We start from the raw sequence: 21610 nt of genomic DNA, 5'->3' as shown, positions 1-21610 counted from the left end.
GATCGCTCCTCTCACGACTGCGTCCACCGACGTCAAGGCCAGACGCGCCGTGGCTGCCAGCCTGCGCCTTCCCGTTCGTACCGCAGGTGGGCGTGGACGCGGGAGCCCTGCTTCGGGGGTACGAGCCGACCTCGAGGATGGGGTCCTTGTAGTCGGGGGCGTCTCCGCTCTCGGCGACGACGACGAACGTGTTGGAGATAGCGCTCCAGGGCGAAGGCCCCGTGTGGATTGATCTGGTGGGCGAACGCGTACGGCAGACCCAGCGATCCGGCGCCCGCGGCGCCGGCCGGGCCGGCACCCAGGTGACTTCTCGGTGATCAACGTGAGCCGCCCTGTAGCGCGCGTGCCGCCGCTTTCAGCTGCTGTCGGCGCTCCCGCTCGATGTCCTGCACGGCCGAGGCGCCGTCACGGAGCATCTGCTGCTGGTACGCGCTCTCGACGCCGGCCCACAGCCCCACGAGGCCGGTCTTCTCCTTGCATGCCACGTCGACGCGGGCCGTGCGTATCTCCTCCGCGGTTGGCTCGGTACCCCGCAGGGCCGGGGGCTTTTGATCGGGGCTCGCGGCATGCGTGGCGTCCGCGGCTTCCATACAGTCGACCCAGGCGGCGATCACCCGCCGGGTCCGCGGGTCCTTGAGACTCAGCTCGAAGGATTCCGAGTCGAGGCGGCGGACCGTTTCGTGGTCGACGGGATAGCTCGTGGTTCCGGTGATCTGCCGGGCTGCCCACCCGTTGCATCCCTCGGCAGGCACACCCCGCGGGCTCGGCCGGCCCGGCTGCGTCCCTGTGAGGGCGGCCAGTTGGGCGGTGGACAGCCGGGGCGCGGGCGGCGGGGGCGGCAGGGGCGCGCCGTGATAGCCGTACCGCTTCGCCTCCGCGTCGTCGATGATTCCGTAACGGTGCGCGGCACGGGGACCCCTGGCCATGGGGCGACGGCTTCCCGGCGGCATCGGGAGGCGGGCCTGCTCCATGCACCGGCGCGTCAGGACGTCCAGAGCGGCGTGCAGGGTGGCGTACTCCTGGTCGGACCAGAACAAGCGGTCCAGGGGGAGTACGGGGGCCTCGCCGGCGGCGAGCCGTAGCGGTGACGCCGACGTCGGCGGCCGGACCGTGTCCCGGGAGGGTCCGGAGGCGGCGGCGCACCCGGCCGCCAGCGGCAGGAGCAGGAGCGCTGCCACTCCCCTCAGCCGGGCCCGTGCCGGGTTTTTCCTGGTGGTCACTACGGAGGCCTTTCTCGCCGAAGCGGCCGGTGGGGAGGGAGGAGGAGCGGGCCGCGTCCGGCCGCGGGTGCGGTGGGACCTGCGGCCGGACGCGGGTGCGGTGGGACCTGCGGCCGGACGCGGGATCCCGTGCCTCAGCCGATGCGCTGGATGGCGCGGTTGTGGTTCTTCGTGAGCCCGGTCGTGAGGTTGATCGAGGAGCAGGCCGGGACGTCCTCGAACACGCTGCCGGTCCACCCGGCCTCCCGGTAGACCCGGACGAAGCCGTAGCAGACTCCCGGGTACTGGTAGGTGGCGGAGGCCGCGTGGTCGTACACGGGCACCCCCTGGCCGGCGCCCGGGGTGATGAAGGAGCCGTAGTTGTACAGGTTCTCCGTTCCGCGCCAGCCGGTGTTCATGTCCCAGCCGATCACGGATCCCTGCTGGGAGGAGTTGTAGAAGAAACAGAACGCCCTGGCGCCCAGACAGTTGGGCGAAGGCGTCGCGGCCTGGGCTGCGGGGGCGGACATCAGCCCCGTACCGACGGCGGCAGCGGCGGTCATGGCGAGGGCGGTCACGGCCTTGCGCAGACGCATCTCGTCTCCTTCGAAGCGTGGAAGACCCGGCAGGCGGAAGCCGAAACGTGCGTGCCGGATTCAGGCGATTCGGTCGGGCTCAGCATGGCGAACGAAACACGCGCGGCACAGTGTAAAAGTGCGACACGAAACGGAATTAAGACCTTCCTTTCGGCTCGGTGACTGATCAAGCCAAAACAGCTTCCGAATGGCCGAAGTCGGGGTTGCTCGTGGCTGATCGGTGCCGCGATGATCTGGCACGCAAAGACCTTAGGGATACCCGTAGCCGAACGCTCCTATCCCCGCTCATCCCCTCTGCAGGACGGCGTCAAGTGATTGCTCCTTCCCCTCGTCCCCGTAGTGAAGAGTTCCGGCCGGCCGGCCCCTTGGCCGGATTGGTCTGCGCGTACTCCAGTTACGCCTATACGTCCAACGGTCGCCGCAGAATCCTCACTCCCAATACCGTGGCGACGGTGAACTTTGCCTTCGGCGCACCGATTCTGACCCAGGACATGGCCGGCGGCTCGCCACCCAGAACCGTTCTTTCCCAGACAGATCTGCCCGTGACGACAGCACTTCTTGCTCACCATCAGGGCGAGGTCAGCGGGGTGGCGGTGAGGTTCAGGCCGATCGGGGCGTACCGCCTGTTCGGGGTGCCGATGTCGCACTGGGAGGCGGACGACCTCGACCCGAGCCTGCTGCTGCCCCGCTTCCTGGCCACGCTGCCGGAACAGCTGCGAGAGGCGGAGTCACGTGATCGCCCCGCGTTGCTGGACAGCGCGTTGACGCGCTTGCTCGGCTCCGCGCGGGCGGTCCGCCCCGAGGTGCAGTGGGCCTGGCAGGAGCTCCACCGGACGAGGGGACGGATACGGACCGCCGACTTGGCCTCGGGCGCGATGTGGAGCGTCCGGCAACTGGAGCGGCGGTTCAAAGAACAGGTCGGCCGTTCGCCGTCCGCCATAGCCAGGATCCTGCGTTTCTCCCATGCCCTGCGTCTGCGCGAGACGGGAATGCCGCTGTCCAAGGTGGCCAGGGAAGCCGGCTATCACGATCAGGCGCACTTCCATTACGTATTTCGCAGGACAACCGGGCTCACGCCCACCCAGCTGCCGTCGGATCTCCTCGACTGGAGTTCCGCACTCCCTCCAGCCACCGCCGTGCCCGACACCGATGGGGCGGCCATTTCCTGACCGACGGGCGCCGTGCCACGCTGATGCGCCGTTGCTTTGAGGTAGTCCAGGGCGGAGTGGCGACGGCGCCGGTTGTAGGAGGAAGCCAGTGAGGTTTTCTCAATGCTCCGTACGCCTTGGCATTTCATATCGCTTCGGGGAGATCATTCCGCTGGGACCACCTCAGTGGGCTGTTCCGTCGGGGAGGTTGATCGTCTTGTACTCGAGGAAGGAGCTGAGCCCCTCGGGGCCGAACTCGCGGCCGATCCCGGACTCCTTGTAGCCGCCGAAGGGGGCGGCGAACTCGATCCGGTAGCCGTTGATGGTCAGGCTTCCCGTGCGTACCCGGCGGGCGATTCCCATGGCACGGTCCTGGTCGGGGCTCCACACGCTTCCCGACAAGCCGTACTTCGAGTCGTTGGCGATGCGGACGGCGTCGTTGTCGTCGTCGAACGGGATCACGACGAGGACGGGGCCGAAGATCTCCTCCTGGGCGATGCGCATGGAGCTGTCGACGTCGGCGAAGATCGTCGGCTCGACGTACCAGCCCTTCGGTTGGCTTGACGGGCGTCCGCCGCCCACGGTGATCCTCGCACCCTCCTGTCGCCCGCTGGCGATGTAGTCCTCGACCCGGCGCCGCTGGCGTTCCGCCACCAGCGGGCCGACCTCAATGGCGGGATCATGCGGGTCGCCCACCGTCAACTCGGCAGCGGCCTGGGTGATCGCGTCGACGACCTGACCGTAGCGGCTGCGGTGAGCGAGGATCCGGGTCTGCGCCAGGCATTGCTGGCCGGACATCATGATGGCGAACGGCATGAGGTTCGGCACGACGCTGTCGGGGTCGGCGTCGTCGAGGATGATGGCAGGCGACTTCCCGCCGCATTCGAGGGTGACCCGCTTGAACTGCTCACCGCACAGGGCGGCGACCCGTCGTCCCGTGGCCGAGCTGCCGGTGAAACTGATCTTGTCCACCAGCGGGTGGCGGACCAGCGCCTCACTGCTCGGCCGGTCGGCCGGCACGATGTTCAGGACGCCCGCAGGCAGCTGGGCTTCCATCGCGGCCTCGGCGAGATGGTACGCGTCGAGCGGAGTCTCGGGCGCGGGCTTGAGCACCACGGTGCAGCCGGCGAGCAGCGCCGGGGCGAGGTTCACCATCGTGAGGATGAGCGGGACGTTCCACGGCACGATCTGCCCGACCACGCCCATCGGTTCCCGCAGGATCCGTGCCGGTCCGGTAAGGCCCGCTCGGTCCTCCTCGAACGGGAAGGCCGCGGCAAGCCCTCGGAAGTAGTCGAGGAGCATCACGGGCAGTGGTGCCTGGAGCTGATGGGAGAAGGTGATCGGCGAGCCCATCTCCTCGGTGATGAGCTGAGCGATCTGCGGGACGCGCGAGCGGAGATGGTCGGTGAAGGGCTCCAGCGCGTCGGCGCGCTCCTGGGGCGACATGAGCGGCCATGGTCCGTCGTCGAAGGCGGCCCGGGCTGCGCGGACGGCCCGGTCCACGTCGGCGGGCGTCGAGGAGGGGGCCGATCCGATCGCCTGCTCGGTGGCCGGAGAGATGACCTCGATCAGGTCGTCGGCCTCCGGCTCGATCATGTCGCCACCGATGAAGAGCCGGTCCCGTACGAGGTCCGAGGCTTCGATGATCGCGTGCGAGGACATCGCTGACCTCCGATTTCCGACGGGTGCGGGCGTCACGGGCCTGGCCCGCCATACGTGTCGGTTGAATGCTCAAGCAGCCGACTTTCGGCGCCTGCCCGGCCCACTCGGCCAAGCCTTGCCGGACGAAAACCCGCATAGGTGTCGCGTCGTGGCCGGACGCCTACAGCGGCTGCACCACTCTCTTCACAGTGGCCCCACCCTCCAGACGGCGAGCCCACACGCCCACCGCCCCCTTCTCACCGTACGCCGATCGACGAAAGGGGCCGGGCCTGTGCTCGCACTGTGGGGCGGACCGTGCGACACCATGCCTCTTCGTCATGGACGCCTCGTCCTGACCGTTGCCGGCACAGGAGATATGAGGTCAGCGCGCCGGCTCCGATCAGCAGGGCGCCGGTGGGGACCAGCACCTTCGCCCCGAACCGGTCGGACGGGTTGCCCAGACCGAGCGGCGCGAGGAGCAGGCCGGACTCCAGGACGGAGTGCCCGTGCACCTGCTGGTAGGAGAGCGGGAGCAGGAAGAGCAGCGAGAACGGGCCGCCGCCGAGCAGGAACATGGCGGTGACGCCGGGGGAGAGCAGGAACACGCCCACGGCGTCGAGCGGTACCGGGTCGCCGCTCGGCGGCGGGTCGGCCGGCAGGGATCGGGTCGATCATGCCGCCGCTGAGACCCTGCACGACGAGGAAGGTGATCAGCGCGCTGCACGCGAAGGCGGCCGGCGTCGAGCCGACCAGGAAGACCGTCAGTCCGAGCAGCCACATGTGCTGTCGCCCCCGCGCGCCGCCAGCCGGTCGCCTACGTACGTACGCTGAATGGCCGAAAACGCGCGAGCCGCTTCGGCGATCGAATCTGTCGGCCGGGGGCTCCGGTAGGCGTCAGGCGTCAGTCAGGCGTCAGTCAGGCGTCATGCCGGCCGAGGCCCGCGAGGATGAGGCGCAGGCCGAGGTCGAAGCCGCGGGCGTCGAGGCCCGCGAGGGCGCCGGGAGCCGCGTCGGCGGCGGTGAGGGCGTCGGCCAGGGCGGGGAAGTCCGGACGGTAGGCGGCGGGCGGGCGGTGGAAGCCCGCGGTGAAGGTCTCCAGGGCGGAGCCGAGCACGAGGTTGTCGATCGCGGCGGCGGCCTCGGCCGCCCCGGCCGGAGTGCATCCGGCTTTCACCAGGGCGTCGAGGAGCGCGTCGTAGCCGTGCAGGGCCTTGGCCGAGGTGACGCGATGCCGGGCCACCAGCGGGATCATGTGCGGATAGCGGAGGTAGACGCGGCGGTAGCCGTGGGCGTACGCGGTGATACCAGCCGGGCCGCCCGGGTCGGCCAGCGGCCCGAGGTCGATCTCGTCGTTGATGAGCTCCGAGGCGGCGTCGAGCAGGTCGTCCTTCGACCGGATGTGGTGGTAGAGGGACGCGCCCTTGACCCCGAGCCGGTCGGCGAGGGTGCGCATCTTGAGCGCCTCGACCCCCTGCTCCTCGAGCAGTTCCAGGGCCGCGCGGGCGATGATCGCACGGCTCAGGAGGGCCTGGCTGGGCCGGGGCATGGGCGCACTCCTTCGTTCTCGGGTCCCGAACATTACCTGTCAGGAACGCTTCACAAGCCCGGTGGGCGGCCGCTACATTCCAGCCACCCGTTTACCTAACGCGGTTAGATTTCAGTGGAGTGATCATGAGCGAAGCCATGGACGAGGGCACCGCCGGGCGGGCCGCCCCCGACGACGGCGGGGAGGACGCGGACGCCTCGCGCCTGCGGGCCCTCGGCTACCGCCAGGAGCTGCGGCGCAGCCTCGGCGTCCTCGGGAACATCTCGATGGGCTTCGCCGTGGTGTCGCCGGTCGTCGCCCTCTACGCCGTCTCGATGGTCGGCACCACGGTCGCGGGCCCGATGTGGGTCTGGGCACTGCCCCTGGTTCTCGTCGGCCAGTGCCTGGTGGTGAGCGTGTACGGCGAGCTGACCGCGCAGTGGCCGCTGGCCGGCGGCCCGTACCAGTGGGGCCGGCGGCTGCTCGGGCCGTCCTTCGGCTGGCTGGGCGGCTGGGTCTGGCAGTTCGCGGTGATGTTCGGCAACACCACCGTGGCGTATCTCGCCGCTCCCTGGGTGTACGCGCTGTTCGGTGCGACCCCGACGCCCGGGGGTCTGGTCGCCGTGGCGGTGGGCATCCTGGTGGCCGGCCTGCTGGTGAACGCGTACGGGATCACCCTGCTGCGCCGCTTCGTCTCGCTGGGAATCGCCGCCGAGGCCGTCGCCTCGGTGCTCGTGGGGTTCGCGCTGCTGCTGTTCTTCCGGGAGCACGACTTCGCGCTGTTCACCCGGACGCTGGGCGCGGAGTCGCTGTCCGGCGGCTCCACGGTGCTCGGGTTCCTGGCCGCGGTCGCGGTGGCCGGCTGGGCGTTCATCGGCTTCGACGCGTGCGTGTCGACGGCCGAGGAGACCAAGGACGCGGGGCGCCAGGTGCCGCGCGCCATGTGGTGGGCGCTGCTGAGCGTGGGCGCGGTGGTGATCCTCAACGCCGTGGCCGTGGCCCTGGCGCACCCGCGGCCCGAGGACGTGGTGGCGGGCGCGGACGTGGACCCGGTGACGACCGCCGTGGTGCACGCCTTCGGCGGCTGGTCGGACAAGCCGTTCGTGGTGGTCGTCCTGGTCGGCTTCCTGGCCTGTGCGGTCGCCTCCCAGGGCGGTTCGGGCCGCGGCCTGTACTCGCTGTCGAGGGACGGGGTGTTCCCGTTCTCCCGGCAGGTGCGCCGGGTCAACGGGCGGCAGGCGCCGCTCGGCGGGCTCGTCGCGTCGACCCTGATCAGCGGCGGGGCGCTCGCCCTCGGCCTCAACGCCACCGCGATCGGCGCGCTGATCACCTTCGGCACCGCCGCCACCTACCTGCCGTTCTTCCTGGTGTCGCTGGCCGCGCTGATCGCCCGGCTGCGCGGGACGTGGGTGCCTTCGGGGCACATCAGGCTGGGTCGGACGGGCACGGTGCTGAACGCGCTCGCGGTGCTGTGGACCGCGTTCGAGATGGCCAACGTCTGCTGGCCGCGCGCGGTCCTCGCGCCGCCCGGTGCGCCGTGGTACCAGGTGTGGGCGGCGCTGCTCGGGACCGCGGCGGTGCTGGGCAGCGGCGTGCTCTACCTGCTCGTCAAGCGCCCGCACGAGCGGCTGCGCGACCCGGCCGCCGCCGGTCCGGCCGAGCCCCCCGCCGGTGCGGCCGCCGAAATCCCGGCCGAGCCCCCCGCCGATGGTCCGGCCGCGCCCGCCGACACCCCGGCCGAGTCCCCCGCCGCCTCCCCGTCCTCTTCCGCCTGAGCCGACGGGCGCCGGGCCTCCGGCGGCACCTCGCCCCACCCCGCCCCACCCCGCGCCACCCCCGTAGACCCTCGGCCCGAGTACTCGGGTCCGAGTCCCCCGTACGCGAAAGGACACCGCCATGGACCGACCCCGTACCTCCCGACGCGCCTTCTGCACGGCCGCGCTGGCCACGGCCGCCGGCACCGCGCTCGGCACCGCCGCTGCGAGCCCGGCCGCCGCCGTCACGCCCGCGCCCGCGGCCCCGGCCGAGTGGGAGGCGCACTCCCGCTGTGTCATGGCCTGGCCGTGGGACCGCAACGTCGGCTGGGGCACCCTCCTGAAGGCCGTCCAGTCGGAGGTCGCAGCCGTCGCGCGGGCCATCGCCCGCTTCGAGCCCGTACTGATGGTCGCCGAACCCGGCACCGCCGCGGACGCCCGCCAGCAGTGCGGTCCGGCCGTCACCGTCATCGAGTACCCGATCAACGACTGCTGGGCCCGCGACACCGGGCCGATCTTCACCCGCAACGCGGAGCGCACCCGACTCACCGGCCTGGACTTCCGGTTCAACGGCTGGGGCAACAAGTACCCGTACGACAAGGACGACTTCCTGCCGGTCGGAGTGTGCGACTACCTGTCGGTGCCGCGCCAGCCCGTGGACCTCGTCCTGGAGGGCGGCTCGGTCCTGACCGACGGGCAGGGCACGCTCATCACCACCGAGGAGTGTCTGCTCAACCCGAACCGCAACCCCGGCCTGACCCGCGCCCAGATCGAATCGGCGCTGCTCGCCGCGTACGGGGCGAGCAAGGTGATCTGGCTGCCGTACGGGCTCAACAACGACACGATCACCAACGGGCACGTCGACCTGATCGCCGCCTACCTCGGACCGGCCCGGGTCCTGCTGCACACCCAGCCGGACCCCGCCAACCCCAACCACGCCCGGATGGCCGCCAACAAGGCGGTGCTGCAGGGCGCCACGGACGCGTGCGGCCGGCCCTTCCAGATCGTGGAGCTGAACCAGCAGCCCCACTTCCGGGTCAACGGCACGCTGGTGGAGACCTTCAGCTACACCAACTACTACCTGACGGGCGGCAGCGTGGTCGTGCCCACGGCCGACGTCGCCGCCGACGACGCGGCGGCCCTCGCGCAGTACGCGACGCTCTTCCCGGGCCGGGAGGTCACCGGCATCCCGTGCCGGACGCTGGCCTGGGGCGGCGGCGGCATCCACTGCATCACCCAGCACGTCCCCGTGCTCGGCTGACCGCCCGGCCCGCCCGGCGACGACCGACCCCGCACCTCGCGCCTCGCACCCCGGACAGCCGAACCGCCCGATCCGGGGCGGCTGTCCGGACACCCTGAGAGGCCCTCCCACGGCACGGTGCCGCGCTCCCCCGCGGCACCGTCGCCTCCTTTTCGGGGATGGTCCAGCCCAGCCCGGGGGTGGTCGAGAGGGGCGCTGATGTGGGGTTTCGGTCGTCGCCCTGCCCGCTCAGGGGATGAGCACGAGGCGGATCGGGTCTCCGATCTTCTTCTCCAGCCGGGTGACGGCGTCCGCGGCCTCGGCCAGGGGGACGTGGGCGCTGACGGAGGGGCCGAGGTCGATCCGGCCGGCGGCGGCCAGGCCGACGAGCTGTTCCACGTGCTCGGGCTCGGAGCCGTAATGTCCGCGGATCTGCCGGACGTTGAAGCAGAAGTCGATGCTGTCGGCGACGGTGATCGGCTCCGGGGTGAGGCCGGCGAGCACCAGGACGCCGTTCGGGCCCAGGGCGGCGGTGGCCTGGGTGCGGGCCGCTCCGACACCGGCGAAGTCGAAGGCGACGTCGATGCCCCGGCCCGCCGTGGCCTCGCGCACCGCCTCGGCGAAGTCCCCGGCCATGGGGTCGAGTGCGTGGTCGGCGCCGAAGAGGAGGGCGCGCTCGCGGGCGGAGGGCAGTGGGTCGACGGCGATCACGGGGGCGGCGCCGACCAGACGGGCGAGCCGGATGCCGTGGGCGCCGAGGCCTCCGGCTCCCCAGATGCCGACCGCCTGCGCGGGGCGGACGGCGCCGGTGTCCACGATCGCGGCGTACGGGGTGGAGACGGCGTCGGGGATGATCGCGGCCTGGTCGAACGGCAGGTGGTCGGGTATGGGGAGCAGGGTGTCCTCCCTGGCGAGGGCGTACTGCGCCCAGCCGCCGTCGTAGTCCACCCCACGGGTCCGGGGCCGGCGGCAGAGCGCGTGGCGCAGGCAGTCGGCGCAGTCGCCGCACGCCTGCCCGGCCTGGAGCACGACCCGCCGGCCGGGAGTCCAGTCGCCCTTCACGTCGGGACCGACGGTGTGGACGACGCCGGCCACCTCGTGGCCGGGAGTGATGGCGCCGGAGTCCTTGACGGCGTCCACGGGGTAGAAGGGGCTCAGGCTGCCGTCGATCAGATGGATGTCGGACAGGCAGACACCGGCGGCCCGCACCTCGACGAGGACCTCGCCCGGGCCGGGAACCGGGATCGGGACCTCCTCGACGGCGAAGGTGCGGGTGTCCAGGCGCAGCCGTCCGGCCAGCATGGTGTTCATGGGGAAACCTCGATGTGCTCGGTGAGAAGCGCGCACACAGCTCATGCGCTCGACATGGTCGACTGACCATGTCGCCCAACCGTGTCGAGTGACAATGTCGCCTGTCAAGCCGCGCTGGCCGGGACGTTCTCAGGGGGCGGTGAGTTCCATCGTGGGACTGTGTCACTCAATACAGTCATCCGACATGTTCACCTGACACAGTCGCATGTAGGTTCACTGGTGACTGCTGGAGTGCAACGAAAGGCACGCTCATGACTCAGGTGTCCGTCGGCGCGGCGCGGGCGATCCCCGAGCGCCCCCCGCTGCCCCTCGTAGGCCACGCGTTCAACGTTCCCGCGGGCGCGGACTTCCTGGCCTACCTGCTGAAGGAGTTCAGGGAATTCGGGCCCGTGTACCGGCTGCGGATCTTCGGGAGGGACACCGTCATGATCGGCGGCCTGGACCTCGTGACCGAGCTGTCGGACGAGACCCGCTTCCGTAAGCACGTCCACCAGGACCTGGTCGAGGTCCGTGCCCTGGCGGGAGACGGTCTGTTCACCGCCTACAACCACGAACCGAACTGGCGCAAGGCCCATGACATCCTGATGCCCGCGTTCTCGCTCGGCGCGATGCGCAGCTACCACGACCCGATGCTCAAGGTCGCCCGCTCGCTGATCGGCAAGTGGGACCGGCTGGCCGGGGTGCAGTCGGTGGACATCCCCGACGAGATGACCCGGCTGACCTTCGACACGATCGGCCTGTGCGGCTTCGGCTACGACTTCCAGTCCTTCCGCCGCGACGACCTGCATCCGTTCGTCGAGGCGATGGCCCGGGCCCTCGTCTTCGCCCAGGAGAAGGGCGAGTCCATTCCGGGCTCCGAGCTGTTCAAGTGGAAGAAGGTCGAGCAGTTCCGCGAGGACGTCGACCTCATGACGGACCTCGTCGACGACGTGATCAGGGAGCGCCGCGCCTCCGGCGACACCGGCACGGACGACCTGATGGGGCTGATGCTGCACACGAAGGACCCCGTCACCGGCGAGCCGCTGGACGACGTCAACATCCGCCACCAGGTGATCACCTTCCTGATCGCCGGCCACGAGACCACCAGCAGCGCGCTCTCCTTCGCCCTGTACTACCTGACCAAGCATCCGGAGGTGCTCGCCCGGGCCCAGGCCGAGGTGGACGCCCTCTGGGGCGACACCGAATCCCCGGACCCCCAGTACGGCGACATCGGCAAGCTCACCTACATCCGCCAGATCCTCAACGAGAGCCTGCGACTGTGGCCGACGGCGCCCGCGTACGCCGTCGAGCCGATCGAGGACACCGTCATCGGCGGCAAGTACCCCGTGCGCAAGGGCGAGTCGCTGATGGTGATCACCTCCGCCCTGCACCGCGACGCGGCCTGGGGAGAGAACGTCGAGCTGTTCGATCCCGAGCGCTTCACCCCCGAACGGGAGGCGGCCCGCTCGGTCCACGCCTTCAAGCCGTTCGGCAACGGCGAACGGGCCTGCATCGGACGCCAGTTCGCGCTCCACGAGGCCACCCTGCTGCTCGGTCTGCTGGTGCACCGCTACCGCCTGATCGACCACACCGACTACCAGCTGAAGATCAAGTCGACGCTGACCATCAAGCCCGACGGTTTCAGCCTGCGGCTCGCCCGCCGCACCAGCGACGAACGGCGCCTGCCCGCCGCGACGGCGGCCGCCCCCGTCGCGGGCCGGACCGCGACCGTGACGCGCCGGGCGAGCGGCACCGCGCTGACCCTGCTGCACGGCTCCAACCTCGGTACCTGCGCCGGCATCGCCCGCGACCTCGGCACGGACGGCGAGGAGCACGGCTTCACCTCGACCGTCGCCTCCCTCGACCAGTACACGGAAAGGCTGGCCGGCACCAAGGGCCCCGTCGTCATCGTCGCCGCCTCCTACAACGGCCGCCCCACCGACGACGCCGCCGAGTTCGTCGCCTGGCTGGAGAACCTCGCCCCGGGTTCGCTCACCGGGCTGCGGTACGCCGTCCTCGGTGTCGGCGACCGCAACTGGGCAGCCACCTACCAGCGGATCCCCACCCTGATCGACGAGCGGCTGACCGCCGCCGGCGCCACTCCGCTCCTGGAACGCGGCAGCGCCGACGCCTCCGGCGACTTCGGCGGAGCGGTCGACCAGTGGACGGAAGACCTGTGGACGGCGCTCCTGGACGAGTACGGCGAAGCGATCGCCGGTGAAGCGGCCGGCCCCGCACCGGAGACGGAAGGCGAGGGGCTGTACGAGTTGGAGGACACCTCCGAGTCGGTCCTCGGAGGCCTCGCCGAGCGCCACGGCGTCCGGCCGATGGAGGTCCTCGAAGCGTACGAACTCGTCGACACCGACCACGAACTGGGACGCTCCAAGCGGTTCCTGCGGCTCCGGCTGCCCGAGGGCGTCACCTATCGGACCGCCGACCACCTGGCCGTCCTGCCCAGCAACCCCGAGGCCCTCGTCCAGCGCGTCGCCGACCGCTTCGGCCTCGACCTGGACCGCACCGTCCGGCTGCGCGCCCGCCGCCGGAGCCGGGGCGCCCTGCCCGTCGACCGGCCGCTGACCCTGCGCCGTCTGCTCACCGACTTCGTCGAGCTCCAGGACGCGGCCACCCAGGAGCAGGTCGCGCTGCTCGCCGAGCACACCGCCTGCCCGCCCGAGAAGCAGCCGCTCACCGCCTTCGCCACCGCCGACCCCGAGACCTTCCGGGCGCAGGTGACCATGGCGGGGCTCAGCGTCCTGGACCTCCTGGAGCGCTATCGTGCGTGCGAGCTGCCCTTCGAACGCTTCCTGGAGCTGCTGCCGGTACTGCGTCCCCGGCACTACTCGATCTCGTCGTCGGCCGCGGCCCGGCCCGGCGAGGCCGACCTGATGGTGTCGCTGCTCGCCGCTCCCCACCGGTCGGGGGAGGGCACCTTCCGGGGCATCGCCTCGCACTTCCTGCAGACCGTGAACGCGGGTGACGTGATCCAGGCCCGGGTGCTGCCGTGCAGTGAGTCCTTCCGCCTCCCCGAGGACACCTCCGTGCCGGTGATCCTGATCAGCGCGGGCACCGGCCTCGCGCCCTTCCGCGGCGCGGTCCTCGACCGCCACCACACCGGCTCGACCGGCACCCTGCTCTGCTACTTCGGCTGCGACCACCCCGACGTGGACTTCCTGCACCGGGAGGAGTTCGAAGCGGCGGAGGCGGCAGGCGCCGTCAGCATGCGCCCCACCTTCATGCACGCGCCCGAGAACGGCGCCCGCTTCGTCCAGGAGCGCATCGCCCGCGAGAGCGAGGAGGTGTGGTCGGTCCTGGAGGCCGACGGACGCGTCTACGTCTGCGGCGACGGCCGCCGTATGGCACCCGCCGTACGGGAAGCGTTCATGGCGATCCACCGCGAGCGGACGGGTGCGAGCGACGAGCAGGCCGTCACCTGGCTCGCGGAGCTCGTCGCGTCCGGACGCTACGTCGAGGACGTCTGGGCCGGCTGATCCTCACGAGGAGGCGGAGACGATGGTGGGCGCACCTGGAAGGGTGCGCCCACAACCGTTCTCGCGTCGGGTCAGGCCATCGGTACGTCAGGCATGTCGAGGTCCCCCTTGGCCAGCGCCACGGTCGCGGCCACGAGCGCCCTGAGGCCCGTCCGCTCAGCGGCCTCGTCCGGCAGGGACACGAGTACCTGCATGGTCAGTCCGTCGAATCCGGAGAGGAAGAACCGGGCCACCGTCTCGGAGGAGTCGGCCAGTTCCTGGCCCGTCCTCTCCGCGGTTTCGGCGATCACCTGCGCGGTCACCTCTATGACCCGCCGGTAGTGGCTCTGCCGGGCCTCGCTGAGACCCGGCACATGCAGGGCGAACATGGTCAGCTCGCTGAGCAGCTGGTGGTGCGACGTCGGCTCGCGCACGGTGCCCCACAGGGCCCCCGCGAAGGCGCCGATGGTCTCCTCGAAGCCCGCGTCCTCCGGCGCTGCCCGCCGTACCTGCGCGACCAGCTCGTCGGTGATGTGGTCCATCACCGCGCGGTAGAGGTCCTCCTTCGTGCCGAAGGTGTAGTGGACGGTGGTCTGCGCGACACCGAGCTCCGCGGCGATGGCGCGGGTGCTCCCCGCGGCCACACCCTCCCGGGCCATGAGATCGATGGCCGCCTTGATCAACTGAGGGCGGCGCTCCGCCGCAGAAACATGAGCCATAAGTGCACTATATCGACTCAGTCGGTCGACCCAGTCGCCTTGGCCTGCCCGCTGTCCGCAGGAAGGGCTTGCTCGGCCCAGATGACCTTTCCCTGGCGATGGTGTCGCGTGCCCCAGCGCTCCGTGAGCTGGGCCACCAGGAGCAGGCCGCGGCCGCCTTCGTCGAAGATCCGGGCGCGGCGCAGATGCGGGGTGGTGCTGCCGGCGTCGGAGACCTCGCAGGTGAGCGTCGACTGGAGGATCAGGCGCAGCTGGACCGGACTCTTGCCGTAGCGGATTGCGTTCGTCACCAGTTCGCTGACGATCAGCTCCGTGACGAAGGACGCCTCCTCCAGCCCCCAGGCCGCCAGGGCGTCGGAGGCGAAGCGTCGGGCCCCGGATACGGCTGCCGGATCGGACGGGAGGTCGATCGCCGCGACATGGCCGGGGTCGAGGGTTCGGGTCCGGGCCACCAGCAGCGCCACGTCATCGGCCGGGTGGCCGGGCAAGAGCGCGGTCAGCAGCTGGTCGCAGGTCTCTTCCAGCGACTCGGGAGCAGAGGTGAGGACGTCGTGCAGCGTGGCGAGTCCGAGGTCCACGTCACGCGTACGGCCGGCGATCAGCCCGTCGGTGTGCAAGGCCATCAGGCTGCCCTCCGGCAGTTCGAACTCGGCGGTCTCGAAGGGGAGTCCGCCGAGGCCGAGGGGCGGACCGATGGGCACCTCAGGCAACTCGCCGACGCTGGAAATCCGAGTCGCGTCGCCCGTGGTCGGGAGGATCACCACGGTCGGTGGGATGTGGCCGGCACTGGCGAGGGAGCACCGGCGGGAGACGGGGTCGTAGATCGCGTACAGGCAGGTGGCGCTGGTCTCGCCCCCGTCTCGCGACTCCTCCCGCTGCATCCGGATGACCACGTCGTCCAGATGGGTGAGGAGTTCGTCGGGCATGAGGTCGATGTCGGCGAAGGCGCGGACCGCTGTGCGGAGTCGGCCCATGGTGGCGGCGGCGTGCAGGCCGCGACCGACGACGTCGCCGACGACGAGCGCGACGCGGGCTCCGGACAGCGGAATCACGTCGTACCAGTCCCCGCCCACACCCGCGCGGGACCCGGCGGGCAGGTAACGAGAGGCCGTTTCGACGGCCGACTGTCGCACCGTGTGCCGCGGCAGCAGGGTGCGCTGGAGGGTGAGCGCGGTGGAACGCTCATGGGTGTACCGACGGGCGTTGTCGATGGACACCGCTGCCCTGGAGACGATCTCCCGCGCCAGCAGGAGATCGTCGTCGTCGAAGGGGGTCGAGGTGCGATGGCGCGCGAACTGCACCAGGCCCAGGGTGTCCCCGCGGGCGTGCAAGGGCACGAGGAGAACCGAGTGGAGGCCAAGCGTGCGCAGCACTCGGCCGTGGGACTCGGACGGTGCCATCCACGTGGGCATCTCGGTCCCCGCGATGTGGTGCAGGACGGGTTGTCCGGTGGTCAGTGCGCGAACCGGTTCCGATTCATCGGGGTAGGAGTGGGCCTCGTCGATACGGAGCAGGGACTCCGGACAGCCGTCGAGGACGGAGCGCTGGGCGACTCGGCGCTGCGTCAGAGCCTCTGCTGAACCCATGCCCGTTTCGTCGAGTGCGGAGTCGAAGAGGTCGACGGTGACGAGGTCGGCGAAGTCCTCGGTGCAGACCTCCGTCAGCTCCTCCGCGGTCCGGGTGACATCGAGCGTGGTCCCGATCCGTTTGCTCGCCCTGTTGGTGAGGGCGAGCCGACGCTGCAGCAGACGGTCGCGCTCCTCCTGATAGGCGGCGACGACCTCTTCCGAGGACCGGTCCACGTAGTCGAAGCCGATCGTGACCAGCCTCATCGAGGCCAGGTGGATCATGTGCCAGTCGTCGGTGAGGCGGGGCGCTTCGGCTTGCAGCAGTTCGAGCAGGCTCAGATGGCCGATCCGGTAGCCACGGAGGACCCTGCTCACCGGAATCCCCCGACGGGCGTAGAGGCGACCTCCTTCCAAGGCGATCGGAGGAGCCTTCGACGCGCCGGCATCGGGGTGGGTCTCCAGGAGATCCAGAAAGGCGGTGATGTGCTGGGCCGTCTCCTCCAGGTTCAGAGCCGCGATGTCCGCCTCCTCCGACAGCTCGGGGAGTTCGTCGTTCAGGCGCTGGAGCAGCAGGCCGGCCAGCTTCCCCACCTGTGGCCTGAGGTGGCGAGCCAGCTGACCAAGGAACGCATCGACGTCGGTTCCCATAGGGCGAATGTACGGGAGGGCCTTGGCGCGCGCTCCTCGGACAGCTGCGGCGGCCTCTGATCGACCCGGATCTCAGAGACCGAGGTAGTCGCCCAGGTCGGCGTAGTCGACCTGCCACAGGCCGGGAGAGCCCGTGGGGTACTGGGAGCGGAACCCGAGCATGCGCTGGACGCGCGGCGAGAGCGTCCTGGCGAGTTCCCTGTCGACCAGGAAGGGGTACGCCTCCTCGCCGGTGAGGAAGCCCGAGTTGAAGGTGAAGGCGAGGCCGCGCCGGTACTCGTCGCCGGTCCGGTTCGCCCCGCCGCCGTGCGCGGTCTTGCCGCTGATCAGAAGGACGTCTCCGGCGTTCATGACCGCGGGAATCGTCTGCTCGGGAGTCCCTCGGTCCTCGAAGTCGCTCCAGTGGTTGCTCGCCGGGATGACGCGGGTGGCGCCGTTCTCCTCGGTGAAGTCGGTCAGGGCGACCAGGAAGTTGATGGTGACTTCCGGGCCGCTGGGCCCCATGCCGATGAACGGGAACCAGTTCTCCAGGTCGCGGTGCAGCATCTGCGCCTGGTTGCCGGGGCCGATCTCGATGACCTGTGCGGTGGTCATCCAGTACGTGCCCGACTCCTGGAGGAAGACCAGGTCGCTGATCTCGTGGACCAGGGGGTGGTCGATGACCTCGCTGCGGAACGTGGCGCTGTGCGTCACCAGGTTCGTGAGGCGCTTGGTGTTGCTGCCGTGGAACGCGGCCACGATCTCGTTCTCGTGGGTGGACCCTGGGGCGAGTGCCTGCAGCGGCGACTCGATCTCGGCGTTGAAGCGGGTGATCTGCTCCCGCGTCAGGAAGTTCTCGATGATGACACCGCCGTCGCGGGTCACGATCTTGAGGATCTCCTCCGCCGGCGTGTCGTTGGCCACGGACGTCAGTGCCTGGGCCTTCTTCTCGGTCGTCATGTGCGTCCTCTCCCTCGATCTGGGTCACGGTTGATCGACCGCTCGATCAACCGCCGGGCATTCCGTTCTGGGGACTCCCGCGCGTCGTCCTCGCGACGGTCGGGCGGGTGCGACGGTCAGGTCGTTCACGCGTCGTTCATGTGGTGGTCGTCTCACTGTCGCGAGCCGGGACCGCCGGCGAGAACGACAGCGGGCACCTGCTTCACCCGGGCCCGGTGCACGATGCACAGGCCCGTCGCGGGCACGGCGGAGCTATCCGCTCACGACGCTCTCGTCGGAGTCGACGCGCGACCCGGGGCGTCACGGTCAGGAGTCGGTCCCGACGCCGCGTGCCGGTGGCGTGCGGTCCGCTCCCACGGACGCGCGCTGCCGAGCCATCCGAGGAGGAAGGCTGCCGGGACGGAGACCAGCCCGGGGGTGTGGAGCGGGAACAGGTTGAAGTCCTCCTCCGGCAGCAGCGCGTACGCCGCCCCGGACACGGCGGGGGAGAAGAGGGTCAGCAGGACGCAGAGGGACAGCCCTCCGTAGACGAGCCACAGCAGCCCTCGGCGGTCGAAGCCGGGCCAGAAGAAGGAGTAGACGAGCGCCGGGAACACGCATGAGGCCGCCAGGCTCAGCGAGAAGGCGAGGAGGAACTCGATGGGGTATTGGTGTATGGCGGTGGTGAGGAAAAGGCTCACGGCGCAGAGCGCGACGACGGACAGTCGCAGGACTGCCGGCTCACCGATGCCGATCCGGCTACGGCCCTTCTGCCCGATCAGGTCGCGGGTCACGGAGACGGCGGCGGCGAAGGTCACGCTCGCCACGGCGGTGAGGACGGCGAGGAAGGCGACACAGGCCACGAGGGTGATGAGCACGACGCGGGCGGCGGGGTGGTGGGGGAGGACCTCCGAGGCCAGGAGGATCGGGGCGCCCTGCCCCTTCGCGTCGACCACCCCGATCCGTCCGCTGCCCACCACCGCGGCCGCGGCGAAGCCGGTCGTGATCAGGAGCAGGTAGAAGAGGCCGGTCAGCACCCACAGCAGGCAGAGGCCGATGAAGACGAGGAAGGCGCTGATGACCGCGCCCCGCGCGGCGGTGCCGATGAGATCGGGCGAGCCGACGCTCAGGAGGTGCGTCGTCACCACGCGCCCCCGGCCGACGAGGCAGAGGCCGACGCCGGCTCACCGGAGGACGCGGACCGGCTTTCGTACCACCAGGTCGCGCCGACGAGGACGACGAGCTGCGTGAGCGCCCATCCCACGGCGAGAGTGAGACGTCCGTACACGGAGATCTCTCCGAGGGACGTGGAGCAGGAGAGCAGCACACCGACGGCGAGCGGCAGAGCGTTGACGGTGACCAGGACCCGTGTGTCGCGGGGCGAAGGCCGGGAGGGGGCGGAAGGCACGTTACCTCTCTCTGAGGAGAAGGAGGACGGAGACAAGAAGGACCGGTGCGCCTGCTACCGCGCGGGTGCGAGCAGGAGGGCCCGCTGCGGCGAGGTCGGTGAGGACACCCGTGGACGGGCGTGTCGGGTGTCAGCGGCGGGTGGTCGCCGTCAGGCCGGCGTATCGCCCGGCCTGTTCCAGGAGCCTGGGGACGCCCGTCTCGAGCGACGGTCCGAAGACCGTGTCATGGGGACGCTCACCACGCTGCCAGCGGGTGTGGATGGCCTCGCAGAAGATCGCTGCCTTCCACAGGGCGAGGGCCTGGTACCAGGGCAGCGGGGTCAGATCGAGGCCCGTGCGGGTCTGGTAGCGCTCTGTCAGTTGGCGCTGGGTGAGGTAGCCGGGTGACCGGGTTACTCGGGTGAGTTCGAGCGGGGTGGCAGGGCTGCCGGCCTCGGACCAGGTGGCGGTGAGGTACCCCAGGTCCGCGAGCGGGTCACCGAGCGTGGCCATCTCCCAGTCCAGGATCGCGAGGACCCTGGCCGGCGCCTGTGGAGCGAACATGAGGTTGCCCATGCGGTAGTCACCGTGCACCACCGAGGCCGCCTGGCTCGTCGGCAGGTTGCGGCCGAGCCAGTCCGCGATGCGTTCCACCGCGGGCAGGCTGCGGGTGGTGTTGACCTCCCACAGCCCGCGGAACCGGTCGACCTGGCGACCGAGGTATCCCTGGGGCGAGCCGAGGGTGGCGAGTTCCCCTTCGGTCACGTCGATGCCGTGCAGGGCGACGAGGGTGTCGACGACCGCCTCGCTGGTGGCCCGGCGCTGCTCGGCGGAGGAGAGATGCGGTGGGATGGTGTCGGTGACGACCGTGCCGTCGAGCCGGGACATGAGGTAGAACGGCACCCCCAGAAGCGACTCGTCCTCGCAGACGGCGATGATCTCCGGTACCGGCACCCCGTGCCCGCCGAGGATCTTCTGGACGCGGGCCTCACGCACCATGTCATGCGTCGACTTCGGCAGCGGCGGCCGCGGGCCGCGGCGCAGGACGACGGACCCGCCGCCGCGCTCGATCAGGTAGGTGACGTTGGAGTGGCCGTCGCCGATGCGCTGCCACGCGAGCGGGCCGCTGCCGATGCCGTGTGCGTCGAGGAAGCCGGTGACCGCGTCGAGGACCAGGAGCGGAGGGCTGTCGAGGTGACGGGCCCGGTCCCAGCTCGCGACGACTTCCACCCCGTCGGGGACGGTGAGCATCACGCACCTCCGTCCCGGCCCACGACGGCATCGCCCCTGTACGGCTCACCGGCCCGGACCGCGGCGCTGCGGCCGGCCGAGGCCCGGCGGGCGATGGCCCACCTGTGGGTCTCGTTGGAGCCGTCGTAGATGCGGAACGGGCGGACCTCGTTCAGGTATTGCGCCAGCGGGAGTCCGTCGGAGACCCCGTCCCCGCCACAGATCTGGACGGCCCGGTCGATGACCCGGAAGATCGCCTCGGAGCAGTGCACCTTGGCGATCGAGGACATCGCGGACCCCGCCTTGGGGTCGCTGTGCAGCAGCGTCGCGGTCTTGGTGATGATCGCGTCGGACGTCTCGATGTCGATGACCGACTCGGCGATCAGGTGCTGGGCCAGGCCGAGGGTGTCGATCGGGCCGCCGAACAGCTCTCTCCTGCCGGCCCGGTCCAGCGCGATGTCGTGTGCCCGGCGTGCCAGCCCCAGCCACCGCATGCAGTGCGTGAGACGCGCCGGCCCGAGCCGTACCTGGGCGTAGCGGAAGCCGAGGCCCACCTCGCCGAGCACCGCCTCGTCGGGGACGAAGCAGTTCTCGAGGTACAGGTGAGGGTGACCGCCGTCGATGGCGCGGTCGACGGTGTGGATCGCCTCGCCGACCCGGATGCCGGGGTTCGTCATGTCGACGAGGAACATGGTGGCCCCCTCGGGAGAGCCGTCGACGGCCGGGGTCCGTGCCATCACGATGCAGAACGCGGCACCGACGGCACCACTGGTGAAGCGCTTGTGACCGTCGATGACCCAGCCGCCGTCGGCGCGCGCGGCCGTGGTCCGCAGCGCCGCCGGGTCGGAACCCGCTCCCGGGTGGGGCTCGGTCATGCCGAAGCAGGATCGGATCTCGCCCGCCGCCAGAGGCGCGAGATAGAGCTTCTTCTGCTCCTCGGTGGCGATCAGGTTGAGCATGTGCATGTTTCCCTCGTCGGGGGCCATGCAGTTGAGCGCGCTGGGGCCGATCGGCGAGTAGCCGGCCTCCTGGAGGATCGGCGACCAGTGCTCGATGGGCAGACCCTGCCCGCCGTACTCCTTCGGCACGAGCGGCGCGAAGACGCCGGCCTCCTTCGCCGCTGCCTGCAGCCGGTCACGGGTGGTCTGGTCGAGACGTCCGCCCGGTGCGGGTTCGGCGTCGATGACGACCTCGCGTACGAACCGGCGCGTGCGGTCACGCAGCTCCGCGACCTCGGGCGGGAGATGAGGGAAAGTCATGGCTGTCCTTTGTCGGGTGA

The 21610-nt window shown here is 70.6% G+C and carries 17 protein-coding genes; 4 read left to right on the top strand and 13 right to left on the bottom strand.

Annotation, left to right across the window (positions count from 1 at the left end):
• Positions 1-317: 317 nt before the first annotated feature.
• Together ACIRSU_RS02910 and ACIRSU_RS02905 are read right to left on the bottom strand one after the other, a co-directional pair.
• Complete coding sequence (locus ACIRSU_RS02910; RefSeq protein WP_403788527.1) at positions 318-1178, bottom strand: hypothetical protein; 861 nt, start codon at positions 1176-1178, stop codon at positions 318-320.
• Between the two features lie 176 nt (positions 1179-1354).
• Complete coding sequence (locus ACIRSU_RS02905) at positions 1355-1795, bottom strand: hypothetical protein (protein WP_403788525.1); 441 nt, start codon at positions 1793-1795, stop codon at positions 1355-1357.
• Positions 1796-2247: 452 nt separating this feature from the next.
• Between ACIRSU_RS02905 and ACIRSU_RS02900 the strand changes: the two genes are divergently transcribed.
• Positions 2248-2964: a helix-turn-helix domain-containing protein gene (locus ACIRSU_RS02900; protein ID WP_403788523.1), complete on the top strand. Its 717-nt coding sequence runs from the start codon at positions 2248-2250 to the stop codon at positions 2962-2964.
• A 162-nt stretch (positions 2965-3126) separates the two neighbouring features.
• Here the strand turns inward: ACIRSU_RS02900 and ACIRSU_RS02895 are convergent, their stop codons facing one another.
• From ACIRSU_RS02895 to ACIRSU_RS02885, 3 genes are all read right to left on the bottom strand, one after another.
• Positions 3127-4605, bottom strand: a complete 1479-nt coding sequence (locus tag ACIRSU_RS02895) for an aldehyde dehydrogenase (RefSeq protein WP_403788522.1) — start codon at positions 4603-4605, stop codon at positions 3127-3129.
• Positions 4606-4841: 236 nt separating this feature from the next.
• On the bottom strand, positions 4842-5195 hold the full coding sequence (locus tag ACIRSU_RS02890) for a hypothetical protein (RefSeq protein WP_403788520.1): 354 nt from the start codon (positions 5193-5195) through the stop codon (positions 4842-4844).
• A 305-nt stretch (positions 5196-5500) separates the two neighbouring features.
• The gene (locus ACIRSU_RS02885; RefSeq protein WP_403788518.1) at positions 5501-6130 is read right to left on the bottom strand and encodes a TetR/AcrR family transcriptional regulator; all 630 of its coding nucleotides are present in this window, start codon (positions 6128-6130) and stop codon (positions 5501-5503) included.
• A 125-nt stretch (positions 6131-6255) separates the two neighbouring features.
• Between ACIRSU_RS02885 and ACIRSU_RS02880 the strand changes: the two genes are divergently transcribed.
• Together ACIRSU_RS02880 and ACIRSU_RS02875 are read left to right on the top strand one after the other, a co-directional pair.
• Positions 6256-7884 carry an APC family permease gene (locus ACIRSU_RS02880; RefSeq protein WP_403788516.1) on the top strand — a complete coding sequence of 543 codons (1629 nt, stop codon included), beginning with the start codon at positions 6256-6258 and terminating at the stop codon, positions 7882-7884.
• Positions 7885-8005: 121 nt separating this feature from the next.
• Complete coding sequence (locus ACIRSU_RS02875; protein WP_403788514.1) at positions 8006-9124, top strand: agmatine deiminase family protein; 1119 nt, start codon at positions 8006-8008, stop codon at positions 9122-9124.
• A 228-nt stretch (positions 9125-9352) separates the two neighbouring features.
• On the opposite strand, the gene ACIRSU_RS02870 is transcribed toward ACIRSU_RS02875, so the two are convergent.
• The gene (locus tag ACIRSU_RS02870) at positions 9353-10414 is read right to left on the bottom strand and encodes a zinc-binding dehydrogenase (protein ID WP_403788512.1); all 1062 of its coding nucleotides are present in this window, start codon (positions 10412-10414) and stop codon (positions 9353-9355) included.
• Between the two features lie 251 nt (positions 10415-10665).
• On the opposite strand from ACIRSU_RS02870, the gene ACIRSU_RS02865 reads away from it, so the two are divergent.
• Positions 10666-13881, top strand: a complete 3216-nt coding sequence (locus ACIRSU_RS02865; RefSeq protein WP_403788510.1) for a bifunctional cytochrome P450/NADPH--P450 reductase — start codon at positions 10666-10668, stop codon at positions 13879-13881.
• A gap of 71 nt (positions 13882-13952) precedes the next feature.
• Here the strand turns inward: ACIRSU_RS02865 and ACIRSU_RS02860 are convergent, their stop codons facing one another.
• The 7 genes from ACIRSU_RS02860 to ACIRSU_RS02830 all read right to left on the bottom strand — a co-directional run bounded on the left by ACIRSU_RS02860 (position 13953) and on the right by ACIRSU_RS02830 (position 21590).
• Positions 13953-14579 carry a TetR/AcrR family transcriptional regulator gene (locus tag ACIRSU_RS02860; RefSeq protein WP_403788508.1) on the bottom strand — a complete coding sequence of 209 codons (627 nt, stop codon included), beginning with the start codon at positions 14577-14579 and terminating at the stop codon, positions 13953-13955.
• A 17-nt stretch (positions 14580-14596) separates the two neighbouring features.
• A complete protein-coding gene (locus ACIRSU_RS02855; protein WP_403788506.1) occupies positions 14597-16795 on the bottom strand; it encodes a SpoIIE family protein phosphatase in 2199 nt (732 codons plus the stop codon).
• Between the two features lie 72 nt (positions 16796-16867).
• Positions 16868-17734, bottom strand: a complete 867-nt coding sequence (locus ACIRSU_RS02850) for a phytanoyl-CoA dioxygenase family protein (protein ID WP_403788504.1) — start codon at positions 17732-17734, stop codon at positions 16868-16870.
• A 260-nt stretch (positions 17735-17994) separates the two neighbouring features.
• On the bottom strand, positions 17995-18858 hold the full coding sequence (locus tag ACIRSU_RS02845; RefSeq protein WP_403788502.1) for a hypothetical protein: 864 nt from the start codon (positions 18856-18858) through the stop codon (positions 17995-17997).
• Positions 18855-19121: a hypothetical protein gene (locus ACIRSU_RS02840; protein ID WP_403788500.1), complete on the bottom strand. Its 267-nt coding sequence runs from the start codon at positions 19119-19121 to the stop codon at positions 18855-18857. The genes ACIRSU_RS02845 and ACIRSU_RS02840 overlap by 4 nt, the downstream gene beginning before the upstream one ends.
• A 130-nt stretch (positions 19122-19251) precedes the next feature.
• Positions 19252-20352 carry a phosphotransferase family protein gene (locus ACIRSU_RS02835; RefSeq protein WP_403788498.1) on the bottom strand — a complete coding sequence of 367 codons (1101 nt, stop codon included), beginning with the start codon at positions 20350-20352 and terminating at the stop codon, positions 19252-19254.
• Positions 20352-21590: an acyl-CoA dehydrogenase family protein gene (locus ACIRSU_RS02830; RefSeq protein WP_403788496.1), complete on the bottom strand. Its 1239-nt coding sequence runs from the start codon at positions 21588-21590 to the stop codon at positions 20352-20354. The genes ACIRSU_RS02835 and ACIRSU_RS02830 overlap by 1 nt, the downstream gene beginning before the upstream one ends.
• Positions 21591-21610: the final 20 nt, after the last annotated feature.

Source organism: Streptomyces sp. NPDC101160 (assembly GCF_044768205.1).
In the GTDB taxonomy this organism is placed as follows: Bacteria; Actinomycetota; Actinomycetes; order Streptomycetales; family Streptomycetaceae; genus Streptomyces.
The sequence above is the reverse complement of the archived record's forward strand: the minus strand, read 5'-3'. Positions and strand labels throughout refer to the sequence as shown.